This is a genomic window from Nocardia sp. JCM 34519.1 (assembly GCF_020361265.1).
Classification (GTDB): Bacteria; Actinomycetota; Actinomycetes; order Mycobacteriales; family Mycobacteriaceae; genus Nocardia; species Nocardia arthritidis_A.
In genome coordinates this window covers 103573-121462 of the sequence record NZ_JAIRBR010000001.1, presented here as the reverse complement: position 1 = coordinate 121462, position 17890 = coordinate 103573, and the positions used below count along the sequence as shown (strand labels likewise).

Here is a 17890-nt window from a genome sequence, read left to right as displayed (position 1 = left end):
TTCCGGAGGGATGCACGGTCGATTCCGCGGTGCCCAACCAGATCACCCTGACCTGTCAGCCGGGGTCCGGGGTGGGGCAACACGCCTTCATTCGCTGCCGCGATATCGGCGGGCTGGATCACAGTCGCATCGGGCTCACCATCGGCACTTCGGGTGGTTCGTCCCGGGCGGTGTGTGCGCCGGGAGAAAGCGGTCCCGTCCGGCCCTGAGGTCGTGGGCGCGGTCGCCCGGTCGATTCGGCCGGGCATTGATGCACAAACCCTCGTTCGAAAGGTGATTCCATGTCTGGCAAGCACGCATTCAACCGGACGGCCAAGCAGGACGGCGGCCGCCATCGCAAGGAAGTCAAGCGCAATCGTCGTGGCCTGTACGCCGCGGCCGCGTTCGCGTCGATGACCGGCGTGATGGTGACCGGCGCCAGGGCCGCGGCCGACGCTTCGACCGTCCCGCCCGCCGTGGCGAACATAGGCGAGCTGGGACTTCGGCCCACCTTGGGGATCGGCACGTCCGGCGCCGGAAATATCGTGCCCGACCTCGGCAAGATCGTTCCCAACTTCGCCGGTGCCGTCCCGGATATCGGGTCCGCCGTTCCGCAGATCGGCGCCGAGCTAGGCGCCATGGCAGGCAACGCGCTCAACGCTTTCGGCGTACCCGTCCCCGGCGCGACACCGACGGGCACCGCTCCGGCGCCCGATCGCCCGACCACTCCGGTTCCCGCCGCGCCCCCGGTTGCCGATCGGCTGCGAAACAACGCCGTCGGCGCGGTGGACCCGCAGAGTCTGCTCGGACCCGTGCCGTCGCCGGTGACGGAGCTGGCTCAGGTCGCCGCGCAGGTGCAGGGTTCCGGACTGGACCTGAAACAGCTTGCCGACTGGTCCGACCAGACCTTCCCCTCCGGACCGCTGCGTCAGCCCGTCCAGGACCTGCTGGGTTTTGTCGGCCAGGCGATCGAGCAGGCAGGTTACCGTCGCGACAGCGATGTCAACCCGATCGACAATCTGCTGAATCAGGCGCGCACGCTGTTCGGCTTCCCGCGTGACGCCGAGCCGGAGCAGGGTTTGCGTCAGCTGCTGAGCCCGCTCTTCGGAGATACGGCCGGTGACGGAAATCCGTTGCAGCACTTGGCCGAAGGCCTCCGGCAGCTCAGCAACCCCCAGGGTGGCGGGCTGGCCTCGACGGTGCTCGGATATGTCGCGCCCTTCGCGGGCGGGCTGGCGCCGGTGCTCGGGTACATCGCGCCGGTGCTGAGCATGGTCACCGATCCGGTGAGCGCGCTGCGGCCGCTGCTGAACGACATCCGCGCCATGGTGACCCACACCGGTCTGCTCGACCGGCACAACGCCGCGCTGCCGCTATTGGGCCTGCCCGCGCTCGGGCTGTTCGTCATCGTGCCGTTGCTGTTCGCCGGTGCGCTGGCGATCGGTGCCATCGGACTAGCCGCACTCGTCGCCGCTCCGTTCGTGATCGGCGCGCTGGCGATCGGCGGCATTGTGCTGGCCGGGCTGGCGATCGTGGCACTGCCGGTGCTGGTCGTGGCGGCGATCCTCGCGATCCCGGTGCTCGTGGTGCTGGCGATTATCGCGATACCGGTGTTGATCGTCGGAATTCCCTTGGCGTTCATCGCCTTCCAGGTCTTCGCTCCGGTCATCCTGGCGTTCGGTCTCGCCGGATTCGCGGTGACGGTGGTCGGCGGTATCGCCGTATCCCTCGTCGTCACGGCGCTGGGGCTGGTCGGCACCGCGGCCTTGTTCATCGTCACCATGGCGCTCGGACTGGTGGCCGCCGCCGTCGCGCCGTTCTTCGGCCTGATCACCGTGCCGCTCATCTTCACCATCGCCTTCGGCATCCTGGTGGTCGGCATGATCGCGACGGCCCTAGCCGGATTCGGCACGCTGGGCGTGACCTTCGTGGTGTCGGCGCTGCTGTTCGGCGCGATCGCGCTGGCGTCGCTGCTCACGCCGTGGGGTCTGATCGCCCTGCCCGCACTGGCGGTGCTCGGCCTGGCCGCGCTGATCCTGTTCGCCGCAGCCGCGCTCGTCATCGGCGTCGCGGTCGGTGCCGTGTCGCTGGCGGGCCTGCTCAGCATCTCGGTCGTCGGGACCGCGGCCATCACCATCCTGATGGCCTGGTCGCTGGTCGCGACGGCGTTGCATCTGGCCGCCGCCTTCGTCTTCTGGTGGTTCGCGGCCGCCGCCGTGCTGCTGACCGCCGCCGCGGGCATCATCGCCACGGCGGTGGCCGTGGTGGCCGGGCTCGCCGCGACCATCTTCCTGACCTTCGCCATCCCGGTGTTCGGCCCGCTGCTGTCGCCGCTGTTCTTCCTGGCGTTGGTCGTCGCCCCGGCCGCGCTTGGACTGCTGTTCCTGTTCGGCGGCGTCGGTATTTCGGGTCTGGTGCTTGCCTTCTGCACCAGCTTCTTCCTGTTCGCGGCCGCCGACTGGGCGTTCGGTGTGTTGGCACTCGGCGTTCTGTTGGCGCTGGCGATGCCCTACACGCTGCCGTTCGCGTGGATTCCGCTGGTCGCGTTCGGCGCGGCCTCGGCGGCCGGGGTCATGGCGCTGGCCGCCGCGAACTACGTGTTCACCGGTGGCGGCCTGATCGCGGTCACCGCCGCCGCGATCGTGACGGCGGTCGCGGCGGTCGCGGCCGTCTTCGTGGGCGGTCTGGCCGTCAACATCTTCAGCTGGGCCATGATGACGCTGACGATCTTCGCATTGATCGTCGTCAACCCGCCGCTCGCGCTGCTCGCCATCCCGCTGCTGGTCTTCGGTCAGCTGGTGACGACGCTCGGCGGCATCGGCATCACGGCTCTCGCCGGCCTCGCGCTGGCCGGACTGTCCGCCGTACTGACCGTGGCCAGCAGCATCCCGCTGGCGCTGAGCATTCTCATGATCGTCGGTACCTGGGTGTTCGGCTCGCTGCTGTTCCCGCCGTTCGCGTTGGTCGCTATTCCGGTCGGCATTGTCGCGCTCGCCGTGGCGGCCATCCTGATCGGCGCCGAGGACTTCGTCGGCCTGGCCGCCCTGGCCGCGGTGGTCCTGGCCGGGGGCATTCTGGCCGCCGCCGTCGGTGCCGTGCTGTCGGTCGCCACGGTCGTGATGGGTATCCCGTATTTCGTCTGGGCCGGGGTGCTCAGCATCCCGTTCCTGATCTTCGGGCCGTTCGCGCCGGTCGTGTCCACCGCGATCTCGCCGATCATCGCGCTGACGATGCTCGCGATCTGGCTGCCGTTCATGGCCGCCGGATTGACCGGCGCGGCAATCTCGTTGGCGGTCGAGGCCTTCGGCTTCTTCGGCATCCCCGCGATCCTGGTGACCCTGGCCATCGGCCTCGATGTCGTCGGCAAGGGTCTGGCCGCGTTCCTGTGGCTGCTCAGCCTTCCGATGGACTTCGCCGCGCTGCCCGCGTTGGCGGGGGTCGCGTTGGCCGCCATGCTCGCCATCGCGATTCCGGCACTCGGCATCGGTATCGGCATCGGTCTCGCGATCGCGGCCGTCATCGGACTACCGCTGCTGGCTCTCGCGACGCTTGTCGGCCTCGGTATCGGCATCGCGGCCACGCTCGCTATCGGGCTGCCGCTGCTGGCCCTCGCCACCGTCGTCGGTATCGGTATCGGCTTGGCCGTCGCGGCGGCCATCGCGCTGCCGCTGCTGGCCCTTGCCACGACCGTCGCGGCGCTCATCGCCGGTGTGATCGGTGTCGGCGTCGGCCTCGCCGTCGCGGCGGCGATCTCGATTCCGCTGCTCGGCGTCCTCGTGCCGTTGGCGTTGCTCGGCCTGCTGGCCCTGGCCATGCTGCCACTGATTCTGGCGCTGGCGGTACCGGTTCTCGCCCTGGCCGGAATCGGAGCACTCGCCCTGGCCGCCGCACCATTCCTCGCCATCGGCCTGGCCGTGCTGGCGCTGGTCGTGGTGCCGCTGGCGCTGCTGGGGCTGCTGACCCTGCTCGCCCTGCCGGTGCTCGCGGTGTTGGCATTGCCGGTGCTGGCCGCGGCCGCCCTCGGTGTCTTGGCCGCACTGGCGGCGCCGATCGTGCTGCCGCTCGCCCTGGTGGGTCTGGTGACCCTGGCCGTACTGCCGCTGATCCTGTTGGCCGGGGTTCCGGTCGCGGCATTGGCCGCCGCCGGCGCCCTGGCGATTCTGTCCGCGCCGGTAGTCGTCCCGCTGGCACTGCTGGGCTTGCTGGGTCTGGGCCTGCTGCCCCCGCTGCTGCTGATCGGGCTGCCGCTGGCATTGCTCGCTCTGCTGGCGGTTGCGGCCGTGGCCCTGCCCGCGCTGGCGCTGGCCGGACTCGCGACCCTTGCGGTCGGTGTCGGCATCGGACTTGCGGTGGCTGCCGCCCTCGCTCTTCCGGTGCTGGCTATCGCTGCGCCGCTGGCTCTGCTCGCTCTGCTGGCGGTTGCGGCCGTGGCCCTGCCCGCGCTGGCACTGGCCGGACTCGCGACGCTTGCGGTCGGTGTCGGCATCGGACTTGCGGTGGCTGCTGCCCTCGCTCTTCCGGTGCTGGCGGTCGCGGTGCCGCTGGCATTGCTCGGACTGGCTGCCGTGGCCGCACTGGCCCTGGCTCTGCTGGCCCTGCCGGTACTGGCGCTGGGCGCGCTCGCCGCCCTCGCGGCGACCGCGATTGCCGCGCTGGCCGTCGGAATCGGTATCGGCGTGCTTGGCACGCTGGCCGTTGGTCTGGGAGCCGCCGTCCTCGGTACGCTCGCGGTCGCGACGCTCGCGGCGGTGGCGATACCGCTGCTGGCCGTGCCTGCCGCGGCCGTCGCGGGGCTGGTGGCACTGGCGACCTTGGCTCTGCTGGTTCTGCTGGCATTGCTGGATCCGGCGCTGCGGTCCTACATCATCTCGGCGATCCGTGCCCAGCAGGACCTGAGCGGCCCGGTCCAAGGTTCGGCCGGCGGTAGCACCGCGACCGGAAGCCAGTTCCTGGACGACATTCAGGACACCGCCAGCTGGGCCGAGATCATCGCTTCGCTGCAGAAGCGGCGCTCCTCGTCCAAGTCGATGCAGGCGCCCGCATCCGCGCTCGACACCGTTCCGCTCGTCGGCCCGCGGGCCACCGACGGTCCGGTGCGCAACTCGCAAGCGGCACGGCTCATCCCGGTGTCCGTCTGAAATGACCTCCCGTCGCCCCGGCCCGGGATGACCGCCGGGGCGACGGGGGACCCACGAAATATCTGCTCCACCAAGGGAATACAACCAAGAAGGAGTGCACGATGACCCCCGAAACCAACTCGACCGGCAACCCCTTCGGCGCCCCGGACCCGGCCCTGCACCTGGAATACCTGTACGGCCCGCAGTGGCGTGAGGTGGTGCAGATCGTCGAACGTGCGGCTCAGCTGACCGCCGAAGAGCGCGAAAGGCTCAATGCACAGTTCGAAAGCGTGATGAATTCGCAGATGGCCGGGCTGTCGCAGACGAGTGGTGCCGGCGGGTTCGCCGGCCTGCTGGCCGGTCTCGGCCAGTCCTTGGCCGACCGATCCTCGACCGACCCCCAACCGGCGCAGATCGCGACCGAGACCGCCCGTGAATTCGGCCGCGTTCGCAATCTCCAGACCGCGGGAACGGTTGCCGGGCAAGCGATTTCGCCGAACGCGGCAGGGGTGGGCGAAATCGCCGGACTGCTGAACTCGCTCGGCTCGATCGGCGTGATCACCGTGGTCGGCCAGGCCGTTACCGCGGCCGTGCTCGGCGACCTGGTGGGCCGCGGCCGGTTCACCCAGGACGTCTACGACGCGATGATGCGGCCTTGGCGCAGCGTCATCTCCTGACCTTCGACGTGGAGTAGGGAGGTTTGATCATGCTCGAAACGAGGTTCGCCGCAAGCGGTGTGAATACCGCCGATCCGCTGGGCGGATTGTTCGACGTCACTTCCGCGCCGGTCGGTTTCGGTTACTACGAGGAGAACGCCAGTGACGCCGCGACCATCGTCCGCTGCCATGACCCTCGGAACGGCCGGGGTCCGACCGGATGGTGGAACCGGCATCGCCGGCTTCGTGCCGGTGTCGGCATGGCTCTGGTGATGAATCTAGGTTTCCTGCCAGCCGTGCAGGATGCCCTGCTCACCGCGATCGCACATATCGCGTAGGGCCGGGAATCGAGTGGCGGCGCATCCGCCGAAGGCGCGCGCCGCCACCCGGGACCGAATGATCGCCAGGCCTCGACACGATGACTGATACGATCGGCTCACCTCCGGGATGGGTCGACGCCGGGAGGTTCGCGACATCTGTGGCTCGTCCGCTCGATACAACATCCGCTGAACGCACTCGACAGCAGGGTGGTGCCGATGAGTACGCGCACGACACCTGAACGGATCGCCGGCAGCGATAGCCGCAGTGCCTTCGCCGCCCGTCTGGACACACTGTTCGCGGCGGCCGGCAACCCGCCGGTGAAAACCATTCTCCGCGCGGCGAACTCACGCCTTCGGCAAGGCACCAAACCCATTACCGCCCAGCGCATCAGCGACTGGCGACGCGGTCACCGCACGCCCGCCACCTTCGAATCGGTTCTGCCGGTCCTGGAGGTGCTCATCACGGAGGCTCGCCGCCGGACCGCCGGTAATCCGCCCGCCGATACTTCCCTGTTCGATCCGGCGCGCTGGAAGGCGGAGTGGCGGTCGGCGCGAGCCGAGCCGATCGTCATCGATACCAACCGCGAACCCTATCGTGCGCCGGCATCGTACCGGCCCGAGGACGCCGATCTGTTCTTCGGCAGGGACACCGCGAATCGCCAACTGCGTCAATTGATTTCCGACGTCGAGGCGAGCGCCTCGATGGCGCTCGTGCTCTTGCTCGGTCCACAGGGCGTCGGCAAGACGTCGTTGCTGGCCGCCGGTCTGCAGGCCGCGCCGGGATCCCGAGTGCCGATCGTCATGACACCCGGTGCGGACCCGGTGGCCGCGTTGCGGTCGGCGCTGGCCGGGGCGTCGGGCGGCCGCCGCCTGCTGATCGTGGATCAGGGGGAGGAGCTGTTCACCCGATGCACGAATGAGGCTCTGCGCCACCAGTTCCTGGGTGAAGTCGCCATGCTCGCCGCGCCGGGCGCGGATCCGCCGACCACCGTCGTCCTGACCGTCGACACCGTCTATCTCCCGCAACTGCCGCAGTACCCGCTGCTGATGACGACATTGCGGCACCGGTCGATGATGCTCGACCCGATGTCGGAGCACGAACTGCGGGAGGCGATCGTCCGGCCTGCCGCGATCGTCGGTCTGCGGGTGGAGGACAGCCTCGTCGAAGTGCTGCTGAAGGATGTGGGGAGACTCGCCCCACAACATCCGGCCCGGCTGTCGATGCTGTTCTCCGTACTGGCGCTGATCTGGGAGAACCGACGTGGGCGGACACTGACGCTGGCCACCTACCGCGACCTCGGCGGGGTGGCCGGCATCATGGCGCGCCGCGCCGAACGCTGGTGGTCCCGGCTGAGCGATGCCGAACGCGAGGCCGGCCGGCGGGTGCTGATGGCGTTGACGATCATCGGGCCGACGTCGGCGCAGCGCAACCGGTTGCCGCGGAAGGTGCTGATCGCCGAGGCCGAGGACCCCGAGAGCGCGAAAGCGGTCATCGACCGGCTGCTCGAGGTCCGAATCCTGGTGCAGTACAACGACGACCTCGAACTGGTCGACGACCTGGCGCTCACCATCTGGCCCCGGATGGTCGAATGGATAACCGAGGAAAGGGAATTCGCACCCGCCCGCCAGCGCATCGAGGCCGATGCCCGGGAGTGGGTGAATCAGGGCAGACCCGCGGAACTGCTGTACGTCCGGACCCGGTTGGAGGACGCCGCCGAGCTGATGCGGCGTACGGATTCACTGAACAAGCCGGCTCGCGAGTTCGTGACCGCAGCGCTGTCGCAGACGGGAACGCATGCGCGACGGCGGAAGGCGCTGCTGGTCGCGGTCGCGGTGCTCGCCATAATCGCGTTGGTGGCCTCGGCGCTGATGATCGCGCAGGGAGCCGCGGTCTCCCAGCAGCGCAAGGACGCGTGGTTAGGGGAGGTCATCGCGCAATCGCAACGGATGGACGTCAGCAGCCCCGGAATCGCGGCGCAGCTGGCATTGGCCGCCTACCGGATGAATCCGCGCAACGCCGGCGCTCGCATCCGTTTGCTGACGGCGCAAGCGCTTCCGTTGGAGACCACCTCGACATCGGCACATGGTGCACCGATTCAGGCGCTGGCGGTGAGCTCTGCCGGGAAACTGGCGGCCAGCGCCGGCGATGATGGTCGAATTCAATTGTGGGACATAGCGAGTGGGCACACTGTCCACCCGGTGGGATCCGGACTCGACGGTCACCGGGGGCGAGTCGAATCGGTCGCATTCGCACCTGATGACGCCCAGTTGGTCAGTGCGGGAGAGGACGGCACGATCCGGCTCTGGGATATCCAGCACCCGGATGCCGTCCGCGCACTCGGCACGGTCGACAACGGAACGCCCGTCAACGCTGTCGTCTTCCTGCCGGGCGGTCACGTGGTGGCCGCGGCCGGCGCCGACGGCACGCTGTGCTTGCTGAATATCGGGGTGCCGCAATCGATTCAGCGTGTTGGATGCCCGATTCCCGCGCATCCCGGGGCGATTCGGTCGCTGGCGACGGCTCCGGATGCCGCCGTGCTGGCCGGCGCCGGGGACGACGGCGCCGTGCGACTGTGGTCGGTCGACGACGCCGAGCACCCGGCGCCCATCGGCACACCGCTCGATGGTCGAGGCGCCGTGCAGGTTGTCGAATTCGGTCCCGGCGGCATCCTCGCCACTGGGACCGCCGATGGGGTGATTCGAATCTGGGATGTGCGCGATCCGACCCAGCCGCGCTTGATCGACACCGAACACGATCGCCGGGTACCGATTTCGGGGCTGTCGTTCACCCACGGTGGTCAACTTCTCTCCGCAGCCGATATCGACGGCAACATCGAGATCTGGAATACGCAGCGTCGCGACCGGGTGACCCCGGTCGGCTGGGAGATCCACGGCAACGCCGGATCGACGCGGTTGATCCACTTCGTCGGTGACATCCAGGGGATCACGGCCGGATCGGACGGGCGGATCCGACTGTGGAGTCCACCGATGATCTTCGTTCCGATCCTGCTGGACGGTTCGCTCGCCACGGTCGGCTTCGACCGTGACAACCGGATTCTGGCCACCGGAATGCGGGATGGACAGGTCACGATCTGGGCCGTGTCCGTCCCACAGCTCAGCCATGTGTCGAGCGCGTTCGCCGCGGGACCGCCCAGCGAGGCCGGGGTGCGGGTGGCGCTACGCCCGGACGGCCGGCTGCTGGCGACGACGACCGGTCCCGATGTGCGGCTGTGGGATCTGGCCGATCCCGCCGGACCCACGCCGCTGGGTTCACTGCCCGGTGCGGGCATCGGCGCCCCGATCGCCTTCGCGCCGGATGGCAGCCGCCTGGTCACGGGGATGGGTGAGCGCGCATTGCAGATCTGGGATGTGTCGGTCCCCTCGAGTCCGCATGCACTGGGACCGCCATTGACCGTGCCGGCCCGCGATATCGGCGTCGCGGCATTCGATCCGAAGAATTCGGTGGTGGTCGCGGCCGGCAGCGATGCGCGAATCCACCTGTGGGACTTATCCGATGGGAACAGACCGTCGGAGGTCTCCCTGGACGCGCACGGATCCACTGTGCGGACACTGACTTTCGCCCCCGACGGCCGACAGCTGTTCAGCGCCGACACCGCCGGAGTGATCCGATCGTGGGACGTAACGAACCATGCGCACCCGCGCGAATTGGATTCCGTGCACGCACACACAGGTGCGGTGCAGACACTGGCGATAGACCCGTCGGGTCATCGGCTGGCCTCCGGTGGTGACGACCAGACCGCCCGATTGTGGGATATCTCCGATCCGGCCGACATCAGGCAGGCGGACGTCCCGATCTATCTCCCCACCGCGGCGGCGGTGCACCTGCGTTTCGATCCGCGTGACCCGTCGCGCATCCTCACCGTTACCGACCTCGCCTCGGTACTGGGATACACCGATCCGGATGACGTGGCGACGCACCTGTGCGCCTCGATCGAGACCCGCATCGACGAACAAACCTGGCACGACCTGTTCCCCGCCATACCGTATGTCCGTCCCTGCCCTTGACGATTCGTTGGGCGATCTGGGTCAAAGGTCTAGGAAGCGAACGTCTTTGGCGTTGCGGGTGATGAAACCGCGGCGCGCTTCGACATCCTCGCCCATGAGGATGGAGAACAGTTCGTCCGCGGCGGCCGCGTCGTCGAGGGTGACGCGGCGGAGGAGGCGGGTGCGTGGGTCCATGGTGGTCTCCCACAGCTCCTTGGCGTTCATCTCGCCGAGACCCTTGTAGCGCTGCACGCCATCGTCCTTGTTTATCTTCTTGCCCGCCGCCGTCCCGGTGGCGAGCAGGGTGTTGCGCTCGCGGTCCGAATAGGCGTATTCCGGTTCCGCGCGTTGCCATTTCAGCTTGTAAAGGGGTGGCTGCGCCAGGTAGACGTGCCCTTGCTCGATGAGCGGCCGCATGAACCGGAACAGCAGGGTCAACAGCAGGGTGGTGATGTGCTGGCCGTCCACGTCGGCGTCGGCCATCAGCACGATCTTGTGGTAGCGCAGCTTGGTGATATCGAATTCGTCGTGGATGCCGGTGCCGAACGCGGTGATGATCGACTGAACCTCGTTGTTTTTCAACACCTTATCGATGCGGGACCGTTCCACGTTGATGATTTTGCCGCGCAACGGCAGGATCGCCTGATACATCGAATCGCGCCCGGATTTGGCCGAACCACCGGCGGAATCGCCCTCGACGATGTAGATCTCGGACCTATGCGGATCCTTGGAACGGCAGTCGGCCAGTTTGCCCGGTAGTCCGCCGAGATCACCGGCCGACTTGCGTCGCACCAGTTCTCGCGCCTTGCGCGCGGCGGTGCGCGCCTGTGCCGACGAAATCGCTTTGGTGATAATGGTTTTCGCGTCGGCGGGATTGGCTTCGAACCAGTCCGTCAGATGTTCGTTGCACATCCGCTGCACGAACGATTTGACCTCGGTATTGCCGAGTTTGGTCTTGGTCTGGCCCTCGAACTGCGGCTGACCGACTTTCACGCTCACGATGGCGGCCAAACCCTCGCGGATATCGTCACCGGTGAGGTTGCCGTCCTTATCCTTCAGCAGTTTCTTATCCCTGGCGTACTTGTTGACGACCGTGGTCAACGCCGCCCGGAAGCCCTCCTCATGGGTGCCGCCCTCGTGCGTGTTGATGATGTTGGCGAAGGTGTGCACCGACTCGGAATAGCCGGAGTTCCACTGCATCGCGACGTCGAGCTCGTAACCGATGTCCTTGCCGGAGAAGGCGATTACCGAGTTGTGGATCGGCTGCTTGGTGCGGTTGATGTGGCGCACGAAATCCGCGAGACCGCCCGGGTAGTGGTAGGTCAGTTCGGTTGGGGTCTCGTCGTTTTCGGCGATCCGTTCGTCGGTGAGGGTGATGGTCAGGCCCGAGTTGAGGAAGGCCGTCGCCTGTAGTCGCCGCGCCACCGTCTCGAAATCGAAGGTCGTGGTCTCGAAGATCTCCGCATCCGGCCAGAAGCGTGTCGTATTGCCGGTGCGGTCGGTCCGCGCACCGCGCACCAGTTCGCCCGGGCGGGCCATCGTGTAGTGCTGGGTCCAGTGGTAGCCGTCGCGGTCGATCTCCAATTCGACTCGGCGGCACAGGGCATTCACCACGGACAGGCCGACGCCGTGCAGGCCGCCCGCGACGGCGTAGGCATTCGAGTCGAATTTGCCGCCCGCGTGCAGTTCCATCATCACGACCTCGACGGTCGGGCGGCCCGTCTCGTGCATCTCGACCGGGATCGCGCGCCCGTTGTCGGCCACCTCGACGCCACCGTCGGCCAGCAACCGCACGTCGATCCGCGTCGCGAATCCGGCTATCGCCTCGTCGACGGAGTTGTCGACGATCTCCCAGACCAGGTGGTGCAGACCGAGCTCACCGACGGAGCCGATGTACATCGCGGGTCTTTTGCGGACCGGATCGAGCCCCTCCAAGCGCCTGATGCTGGACGCGCCGTAGTTCCCCTTGCCCGGGTCGGCATCTTCGGCAGCCACCGGCCGGTACCTCATCTCACTCATCGATCTCCCGGCGCCGGGCACAGCACAACCCCCCATGGTCCGACCTGACCTACTGCTCGAGGAATCACACGCCTAGGCGTGGACTGTGTATGACGGCGGTGGAGTATCGCCAACTCGTTGCTTTTCATCGTACCGTCAAGCGGTCTCGATTGCCGATCTAACACGGCTAGCTGCCTCGAGGATGTTCTCGCACCTAGCCTTTCAACTCCCCCCATGCGAAATGGGGGTTGCGGGCCTCAGATTGGCGCTGAGCCGAGTTGGGTCGTACGGCCTGCGTCCCCGGAAAATCGGTTGCCGCGACCGGCGCCCGTCGGGTTGCCTGGATATCTGTGGCGCACCTGGACATTGCCGATCTCGACTACTTCCTCCCAGACGGACGTCAGCTGCTCGACGGGGTGAGCTTCCGGATCGGCGATGGTGTCAAAGCGGCCCTCATCGGCCCGAACGGCACCGGTAAGACCACGCTGCTCGGGATCATCGCCGGTGATCGCAGCGCGGACGGCGGCGCGGTGACCCGGTCGGGGTCGCTGGGGGTGATGCGGCAATTCATCGGCGGAATCAACGACGAATCGACGGTGCGTGACCTACTGCTTTCGGTTGCGCCGCAGCCTGTTCGCGCGGCGGCGCACGCGCTCGACGCCAGCGAGAACGCGCTGATCGAATGCGACGAGGAGCCGACGCAGCTGGCCTATTCGCAGGCGCTGGCCGACTGGGTCGATGTCGGCGGGTACGAGGTCGAGGCATTCTGGGACGTCGTGACCACCGCCGCGCTCGGTATCGCCTTCGATCGGGCCAAGTGGCGGCCGGTGTGTTCGCTCAGCGGCGGCGAACAGAAACGATTGGTCCTCGAGGCGCTGTTCGCCGGTCCCGATGAGGTGCTGCTGCTCGACGAGCCGGACAACTACCTGGATGTTCCGGGCAAGCAATGGCTGGAACGGCTGATCGCCGAATCGGCCAAGTCGGTGCTGTTCGTCAGCCACGACCGGGAGCTGATCGCGAATACCGCCACCAGGATCGTCACGCTGGAGCCCGGCGTCAGCGGTGCGACGGCATGGATCCACGGCGGCGGCTTCGCGAGCTATCAGCAGGCGCGCGAGGAGCGCAACACGCGACTGGCCGAATTACGCAGGCGCTGGGACGAGGAACTCGCCAAGCTGCGGGCGCTGGTGCTGCGGTTGCGCGAGAAGGCGAAGTTCAACGACGGTATGGCCGCGCGCTATCACGCCGCGCAGACCAGGCTGGCGAAGTTCGAGGCGGCCGGGCCACCGGAGGCGGTTCCGTTGCGGCAGAACGTATCCGTGCGGTTGCGCGGCGGGCGGACCGGTAAGCGCGCACTGGTGTGCACCGGGCTCGAGCTCACCGGATTGATGCGGCCGTTCGACGCCGAGATCTGGTACGGCGACCGTGTTGCGGTTTTGGGCGCCAACGGATCCGGTAAGTCGCACTTCCTGCGGCTGCTCGCGGCCGGTGGTTCCGATCCGGAGATCGAACAGCGTCCGGTTCAAGATCTGGAGCTGATGCCGGTGCCGCACACCGGAAATGCGGTGCTGGGTGCGCGAGTGCGCCCAGGTTACTTCGCGCAGACGCATTTTCGGCCGGACCTGGTGGGCAATACGCTGCTGGAGATTCTGCACGCGGGCAACGAGCATCGCGACGGAATGGGGCGCGAGGCCGCGAGCCGGGTGCTCGACCGGTACGGGCTGGCCCGCGCCGCCGAGCAGCGCTACGACGATCTCTCCGGTGGCCAGCAGGCCCGGTTGCAGATCCTGTTGCTCGAATTATCCGGCGTAACAATGCTTTTGCTCGACGAACCCACCGACAACCTGGACCTGCACTCCGCCGATGCACTGGAGCAGGCCATCGCCGAGTTCGCGGGCACCGTCATCGCGGTCACCCACGACCGGTGGTTCGCCCGCGGCTTCGATCGCTTCCTGATCTTCGGATCCGATGGCGACGTCTACGAAACCGATACGCCGGTCTGGGACGAGCCCCGGGTGCGGCGAGCACGCTGAACGCCCAATGTCATTGCCGCATTGATGGTTTCGGATGGTGGAGGTTGGTGGTGCCGAGGGCGGCGAAGGCCATGACGAGGGCGGGGATGGCCATGGCGATGGTGATGCCGTGGTGGTTGGCGATGGAGCCGATCAGGACCGGGCCGGTGAAGGATCCGAGGTAACCGACGATGGAGATGTTCGCGATGGCTCGGGCGGCATTCCGGTGATGGTTGCGGTGGCGGAGTAGATCAGCGGCAGTGTGAACGAGATGCCGAGACCGAACAGCGCGATGCCGACGAGCGCCGGATTTGTGCCGCCGAACAACAGTGCGGTGATCAGTGCGACGGCGGCGGTGAGTGTGGCGGCCAGGTAGGGGCGGGCCGGGCCGAAGGCGGTGACGAGCCGGTCGCCGAGCAGACGGCCGATGAACATCGCCGCGGAGTAGACCGCGAATCCCAATGCGGCGACCGTGGTTGTGGCGCCGGTGGCGTCGTGGAGGTAGACGGCGGTCCAGTCATTGGCGGCGCCTTCGGCCAGCGCGACGCAGAAGGCCAGTGATCCGAGCACGATCAATCGGGTCGGCCAGGGCCGAAAACGTTGCGCGGTGTGCGAATTGGGTGCGGTATCGGCGAGCCGATCGACTGTCGACGGCAGCAGTCCGCGGGTTCCGATGACCGCCGCCGCCCCGACAGCGACCGTGATACCGGCGAGGTGGCCGCCGAGGGACAGCTGTAGACGTTCGGCGGCCGCGCCCGCCAAGGCTCCGGCAATCATTCCCAGGCTGTGGTAGGCGTGGATCCCCGACAGCAGCGGCTGGGCGCTCGTTTTTTCGACCGCGATCCCGTGTGCGCTCATGGCGACGTCGATGACGCTGTTGGCGACGGCGAAGACAGCGACGGTCGCGGTCAGTGCCGCAAGGTTGTTCGCCAGCGCCAGACCGGATAGTGCGAGCGCGAACAGCGGCATCGTCGCCCGCAGGGTCGCTCGGCTACCGAAGCGCAGGGTGATGATCTTGCCGAGTTGCAGGCCGAGCGTCGCACCGAGGTACAGCCCGGTGAATGCGAAGGCCAAACCCGCATCGTCGAGATCGAGCTTCGCTTTGATGGTCGGGGTACGCGCCACCCATGTCGCGGAGAGCAGACCGGTCAGAAAGAACCTCAACCGGACCGCCCACAGCGCGGCACGCCAGCTGCCGAGCTGCTGCCCCACGGTCGATACCGGCATCCGCGAACTCCTGGTTCCGATCGGGCCAGGTGCGTCACCCAGTTCTGCCCGCTCGCCATTTCACCGTCGTCTCCGAGGCCGTGCCAAACGCTAACTGTGGCCAGCAGTGGGCACAGTCCCTGATGATTCGGTCGAATTACGCACGGCTGTAACGGTTCTCGCTGGTACGGGTCGACGTGATGTTCGAAGTGTCTCGGATGACGGCTTTGCTGCCGGAACCGAGCTGGGTCTGTCTTCAAGTCGCAGGCACCCGACCAAAGGTGTTGCCAGCACTACCGGCGGAGCGTCGGCTTACTGGATATCCTGGGGTGCAATGGCTTCCGGATCGAGGAGCAGGGGGAGCCGATCTTTTCTGTCCGACCGGCGTATCGCATTCCACCCGAAGGGATTCAGGGAAGATGAGGACAGTTCGGGGCGGTCTGTGTTTGCTGGTCGTGGCGATCGTGACGGTGGCGGGTGGGTTTTGTGGTGGCGATGCGATGGCCGTGCCGCTTGCCGATCGTGCCGCTTTGCGGCGGGCGATGGACGATCTCGTCGCGGCGGGCGCGGTGGGTGTGCAGTTGCGGGTACACGACGAATCCGAGGACTGGACGGGTAGTTCCGGGGTGGCCGAAATCGGTAGGCCGGAGCCGCCGTCGACCGACGGGCGGTTCCGGATCGGCAGCATCACCAAGATGTTCGTATCCACCGTGGTGCTGCAGCTGGTCGGCGAGGGCAGGCTCGGCCTCGACGATCCGGTGCGCGATCACCTTCCCGAATACGGCATCGATCCGCGGATCACCGTGCGAATGCTGTTGCAGCACACCAGCGGACTGTTCGACTACACCGGCGAAACGAATCCCGACGGCACCGAGGAGGCCGGAATCCCGTTGCGGGGTGCCGAATTCGTCGACAACAAGTTGCGCGGATACACCCTCGCCGAACTGGCCCGCTTCGCGCTGGCCAGACCGGCGCGGTTCGCGCCCGGCGCACAGTGGCGATACTCGAATACCAACTACATTCTCGCCGGACTGCTCATCGAAAGGCTCACCGGCACACCGTACGCATGGCAGATCTACGGGAGAATCATTGTGCCGCTCGGGTTGTGGAGCACCTGGCTGCCGGGGGAGGATCCGCACATCCCGGATCCGCACGCCCACGGCTACTACCCCTATCGGCGCGACGGAAAAGACGAACTGGCCGATATCACCGAGCTGAACCCGTCGTGGGGCGGATCGGCGGGCGAAATCATCTCCACCACAGCCGATCTCGACCAGTTCATCACGGCCCTGCTCGGTGGCCGGTTGCTGGCGCCGAATCTGCTCGACATGATGCGCACGCCCGTTCCGGTGCCGAAGAAGTCGGCCGGTTACGGTCTCGGGCTCGCGGTGCTGCGGATGCGGCCGAACTGCGAGGTCGTCGGGCACGACGGCGGAATCCACGGCTACCTCTCCGAATTGTTGAGCACCGCCGACGGCGGCCGCCGTCTCGCGATGTCGGTGACGATCCGGGAGGACCCCGATTCGGGATCGACGGCATTCACCGAGGCGCTGACCTCGATCGTGGCCGCCCTGTGCGAATGAGCGCCGTATGACCATCGGTGGGAAGGCGGTACGAAAGTGCTAGCTCGAGGCCGATTTTGCGCAAGGGTAGGGATTGGATGTCCGGTGATCAGGCCGACCTGTTCGGCAATGTCAATCTGGTGATATTCCATTTCGACGGGTTGAACGAGGCGGCGGCGGTACCGGTGGCGTCGGAGGCCGACGATGGTTTCAGGCAAGCGTGGCACCACGTCTTCCGGTCGAGTCGGATACCGCCGGAAAAGGTGAAAGCTATTGCGGCGCATTGGGAACCGTCGGCCGAGGATCGGGAATTCATCCTGCGCACCTTTCCGAACCTGCGCGGATCGCTGTTCATGTGCGCGCGGCCGGAGCCGGGGCAGTGGGCGCAGGCAGCGGAGATAGCCGCGGCGGTCTTCGAACAAGCGCTGCAACACGAGGCGACACAGGTGCCCGAGACCGCTTCCGGTACGGCGGAATTCGTACCCGGTGAGTCGGTTCTGGTTCCGATGCTGCGTACTACCCCGCCGACGGCGGAGATGGTCGCCAAAACCCTGTTGCCCGACCGGTTGTACGTGGTCGCCGCGGAGGTGTCGGCCAATGATCTCGGCACCCAGGACTTGTCGTGGGTGACCCACCCGCAACTCGACGACACGACGAGCATCGATGACGTCTTCGATGCCGCCTGCGAAAGCCTATCGGGCAACCTGGACATCTTCGCTCGCGGCGATGACGACCATTCCGAAATAATGCTCGAGATCAAGGGGTCGACCCCGGTCTATCTGCCGCCCGCGGCGATCATGCTGCCCGACTTCCGCGAGCGGATGTCGGAAATCCTCGGCGGCGACCGATTCGTCGCCGCCGTCCACTGCCACGACTATCTGCGCGTTATGCGTGCCGACTCGCCCGCCGCGTACGTGCTCGAAGCGATGGTGCTCGAATTCGAACACGTCGATGACGATTTGCTGCCGACGCTGTTCCTGATCGAACCCGACGGTCTCCGCATCCTCACCCAGGCGACGCGCGATCCGGCGTAGC

Annotated in this window: 9 protein-coding genes; 7 read left to right on the top strand and 2 right to left on the bottom strand. The window is 67.1% G+C overall.

Annotated features, from left to right (window positions below):
- Nucleotides 1-281 precede the first annotated feature (281 nt).
- From LGY53_RS00565 to LGY53_RS00550, 4 genes are all read left to right on the top strand, one after another.
- Entirely contained in the window at nucleotides 282-5117 is a 4836-nt protein-coding gene (locus LGY53_RS00565; RefSeq protein ID WP_225724659.1) for a hypothetical protein, read from the top strand.
- 101 nt (nucleotides 5118-5218) lie between these two features.
- Nucleotides 5219-5773 (top strand): hypothetical protein, encoded by a 555-nt coding sequence (locus LGY53_RS00560; RefSeq protein ID WP_225724658.1) that lies wholly within the window; start codon nucleotides 5219-5221, stop codon nucleotides 5771-5773.
- A gap of 29 nt (nucleotides 5774-5802) precedes the next feature.
- Nucleotides 5803-6090, top strand: coding sequence for a hypothetical protein (locus LGY53_RS00555; RefSeq protein WP_225724657.1), 288 nt, complete (start codon nucleotides 5803-5805; stop codon nucleotides 6088-6090).
- A gap of 198 nt (nucleotides 6091-6288) precedes the next feature.
- On the top strand, nucleotides 6289-10098 hold the full coding sequence (locus LGY53_RS00550) for an AAA family ATPase (RefSeq protein WP_225724656.1): 3810 nt from the start codon (nucleotides 6289-6291) through the stop codon (nucleotides 10096-10098).
- 21 nt (nucleotides 10099-10119) lie between these two features.
- Here the strand turns inward: LGY53_RS00550 and gyrB are convergent, their stop codons facing one another.
- The gene (gyrB, locus tag LGY53_RS00545) at nucleotides 10120-12096 is read right to left on the bottom strand and encodes a DNA topoisomerase (ATP-hydrolyzing) subunit B (protein ID WP_225724655.1); all 1977 of its coding nucleotides are present in this window, start codon (nucleotides 12094-12096) and stop codon (nucleotides 10120-10122) included.
- 329 nt (nucleotides 12097-12425) lie between these two features.
- On the opposite strand from gyrB, the gene LGY53_RS00540 reads away from it, so the two are divergent.
- Entirely contained in the window at nucleotides 12426-14108 is a 1683-nt protein-coding gene (locus LGY53_RS00540; protein WP_225724654.1) for an ABC-F family ATP-binding cassette domain-containing protein, read from the top strand.
- A 132-nt stretch (nucleotides 14109-14240) separates the two neighbouring features.
- Here LGY53_RS00540 and LGY53_RS00535 read toward each other — a convergent pair whose 3' ends face one another.
- Nucleotides 14241-15314 (bottom strand): MFS transporter, encoded by a 1074-nt coding sequence (locus LGY53_RS00535; RefSeq protein WP_225724653.1) that lies wholly within the window; start codon nucleotides 15312-15314, stop codon nucleotides 14241-14243.
- A 398-nt stretch (nucleotides 15315-15712) separates the two neighbouring features.
- Here LGY53_RS00535 and LGY53_RS00530 point away from each other — a divergent pair, with 398 nt between their 5' ends.
- Both LGY53_RS00530 and LGY53_RS00525 read left to right on the top strand, forming a co-directional pair.
- On the top strand, nucleotides 15713-16876 hold the full coding sequence (locus LGY53_RS00530; RefSeq protein ID WP_225724652.1) for a serine hydrolase: 1164 nt from the start codon (nucleotides 15713-15715) through the stop codon (nucleotides 16874-16876).
- A 77-nt stretch (nucleotides 16877-16953) separates the two neighbouring features.
- On the top strand, nucleotides 16954-17889 hold the full coding sequence (locus LGY53_RS00525; RefSeq protein WP_225724651.1) for a hypothetical protein: 936 nt from the start codon (nucleotides 16954-16956) through the stop codon (nucleotides 17887-17889).
- The last annotated feature ends 1 nt before the right edge of the window (nucleotide 17890 follow it).

Bases quoted from the DNA above. Each gene is read 5' to 3' on its own strand.
- LGY53_RS00535 (WP_225724653.1), bottom strand. From the start codon at position 15,314: ATGCCGGTATCGACCGTGGGGCAGCAGCTCGGCAGCTGGCGTGCCGCG.
- LGY53_RS00550 (WP_225724656.1), top strand. From the start codon at position 6,289: ATGAGTACGCGCACGACACCTGAACGGATCGCCGGCAGCGATAGCCGC.
- LGY53_RS00530 (WP_225724652.1), top strand. From the start codon at position 15,713: ATGAGGACAGTTCGGGGCGGTCTGTGTTTGCTGGTCGTGGCGATCGTG.
- LGY53_RS00565 (WP_225724659.1), top strand. From the start codon at position 282: ATGTCTGGCAAGCACGCATTCAACCGGACGGCCAAGCAGGACGGCGGC.
- gyrB (WP_225724655.1), bottom strand. From the start codon at position 12,096: ATGAGTGAGATGAGGTACCGGCCGGTGGCTGCCGAAGATGCCGACCCG.
- LGY53_RS00555 (WP_225724657.1), top strand. From the start codon at position 5,803: ATGCTCGAAACGAGGTTCGCCGCAAGCGGTGTGAATACCGCCGATCCG.
- LGY53_RS00525 (WP_225724651.1), top strand. From the start codon at position 16,954: ATGTCCGGTGATCAGGCCGACCTGTTCGGCAATGTCAATCTGGTGATA.
- LGY53_RS00560 (WP_225724658.1), top strand. From the start codon at position 5,219: ATGACCCCCGAAACCAACTCGACCGGCAACCCCTTCGGCGCCCCGGAC.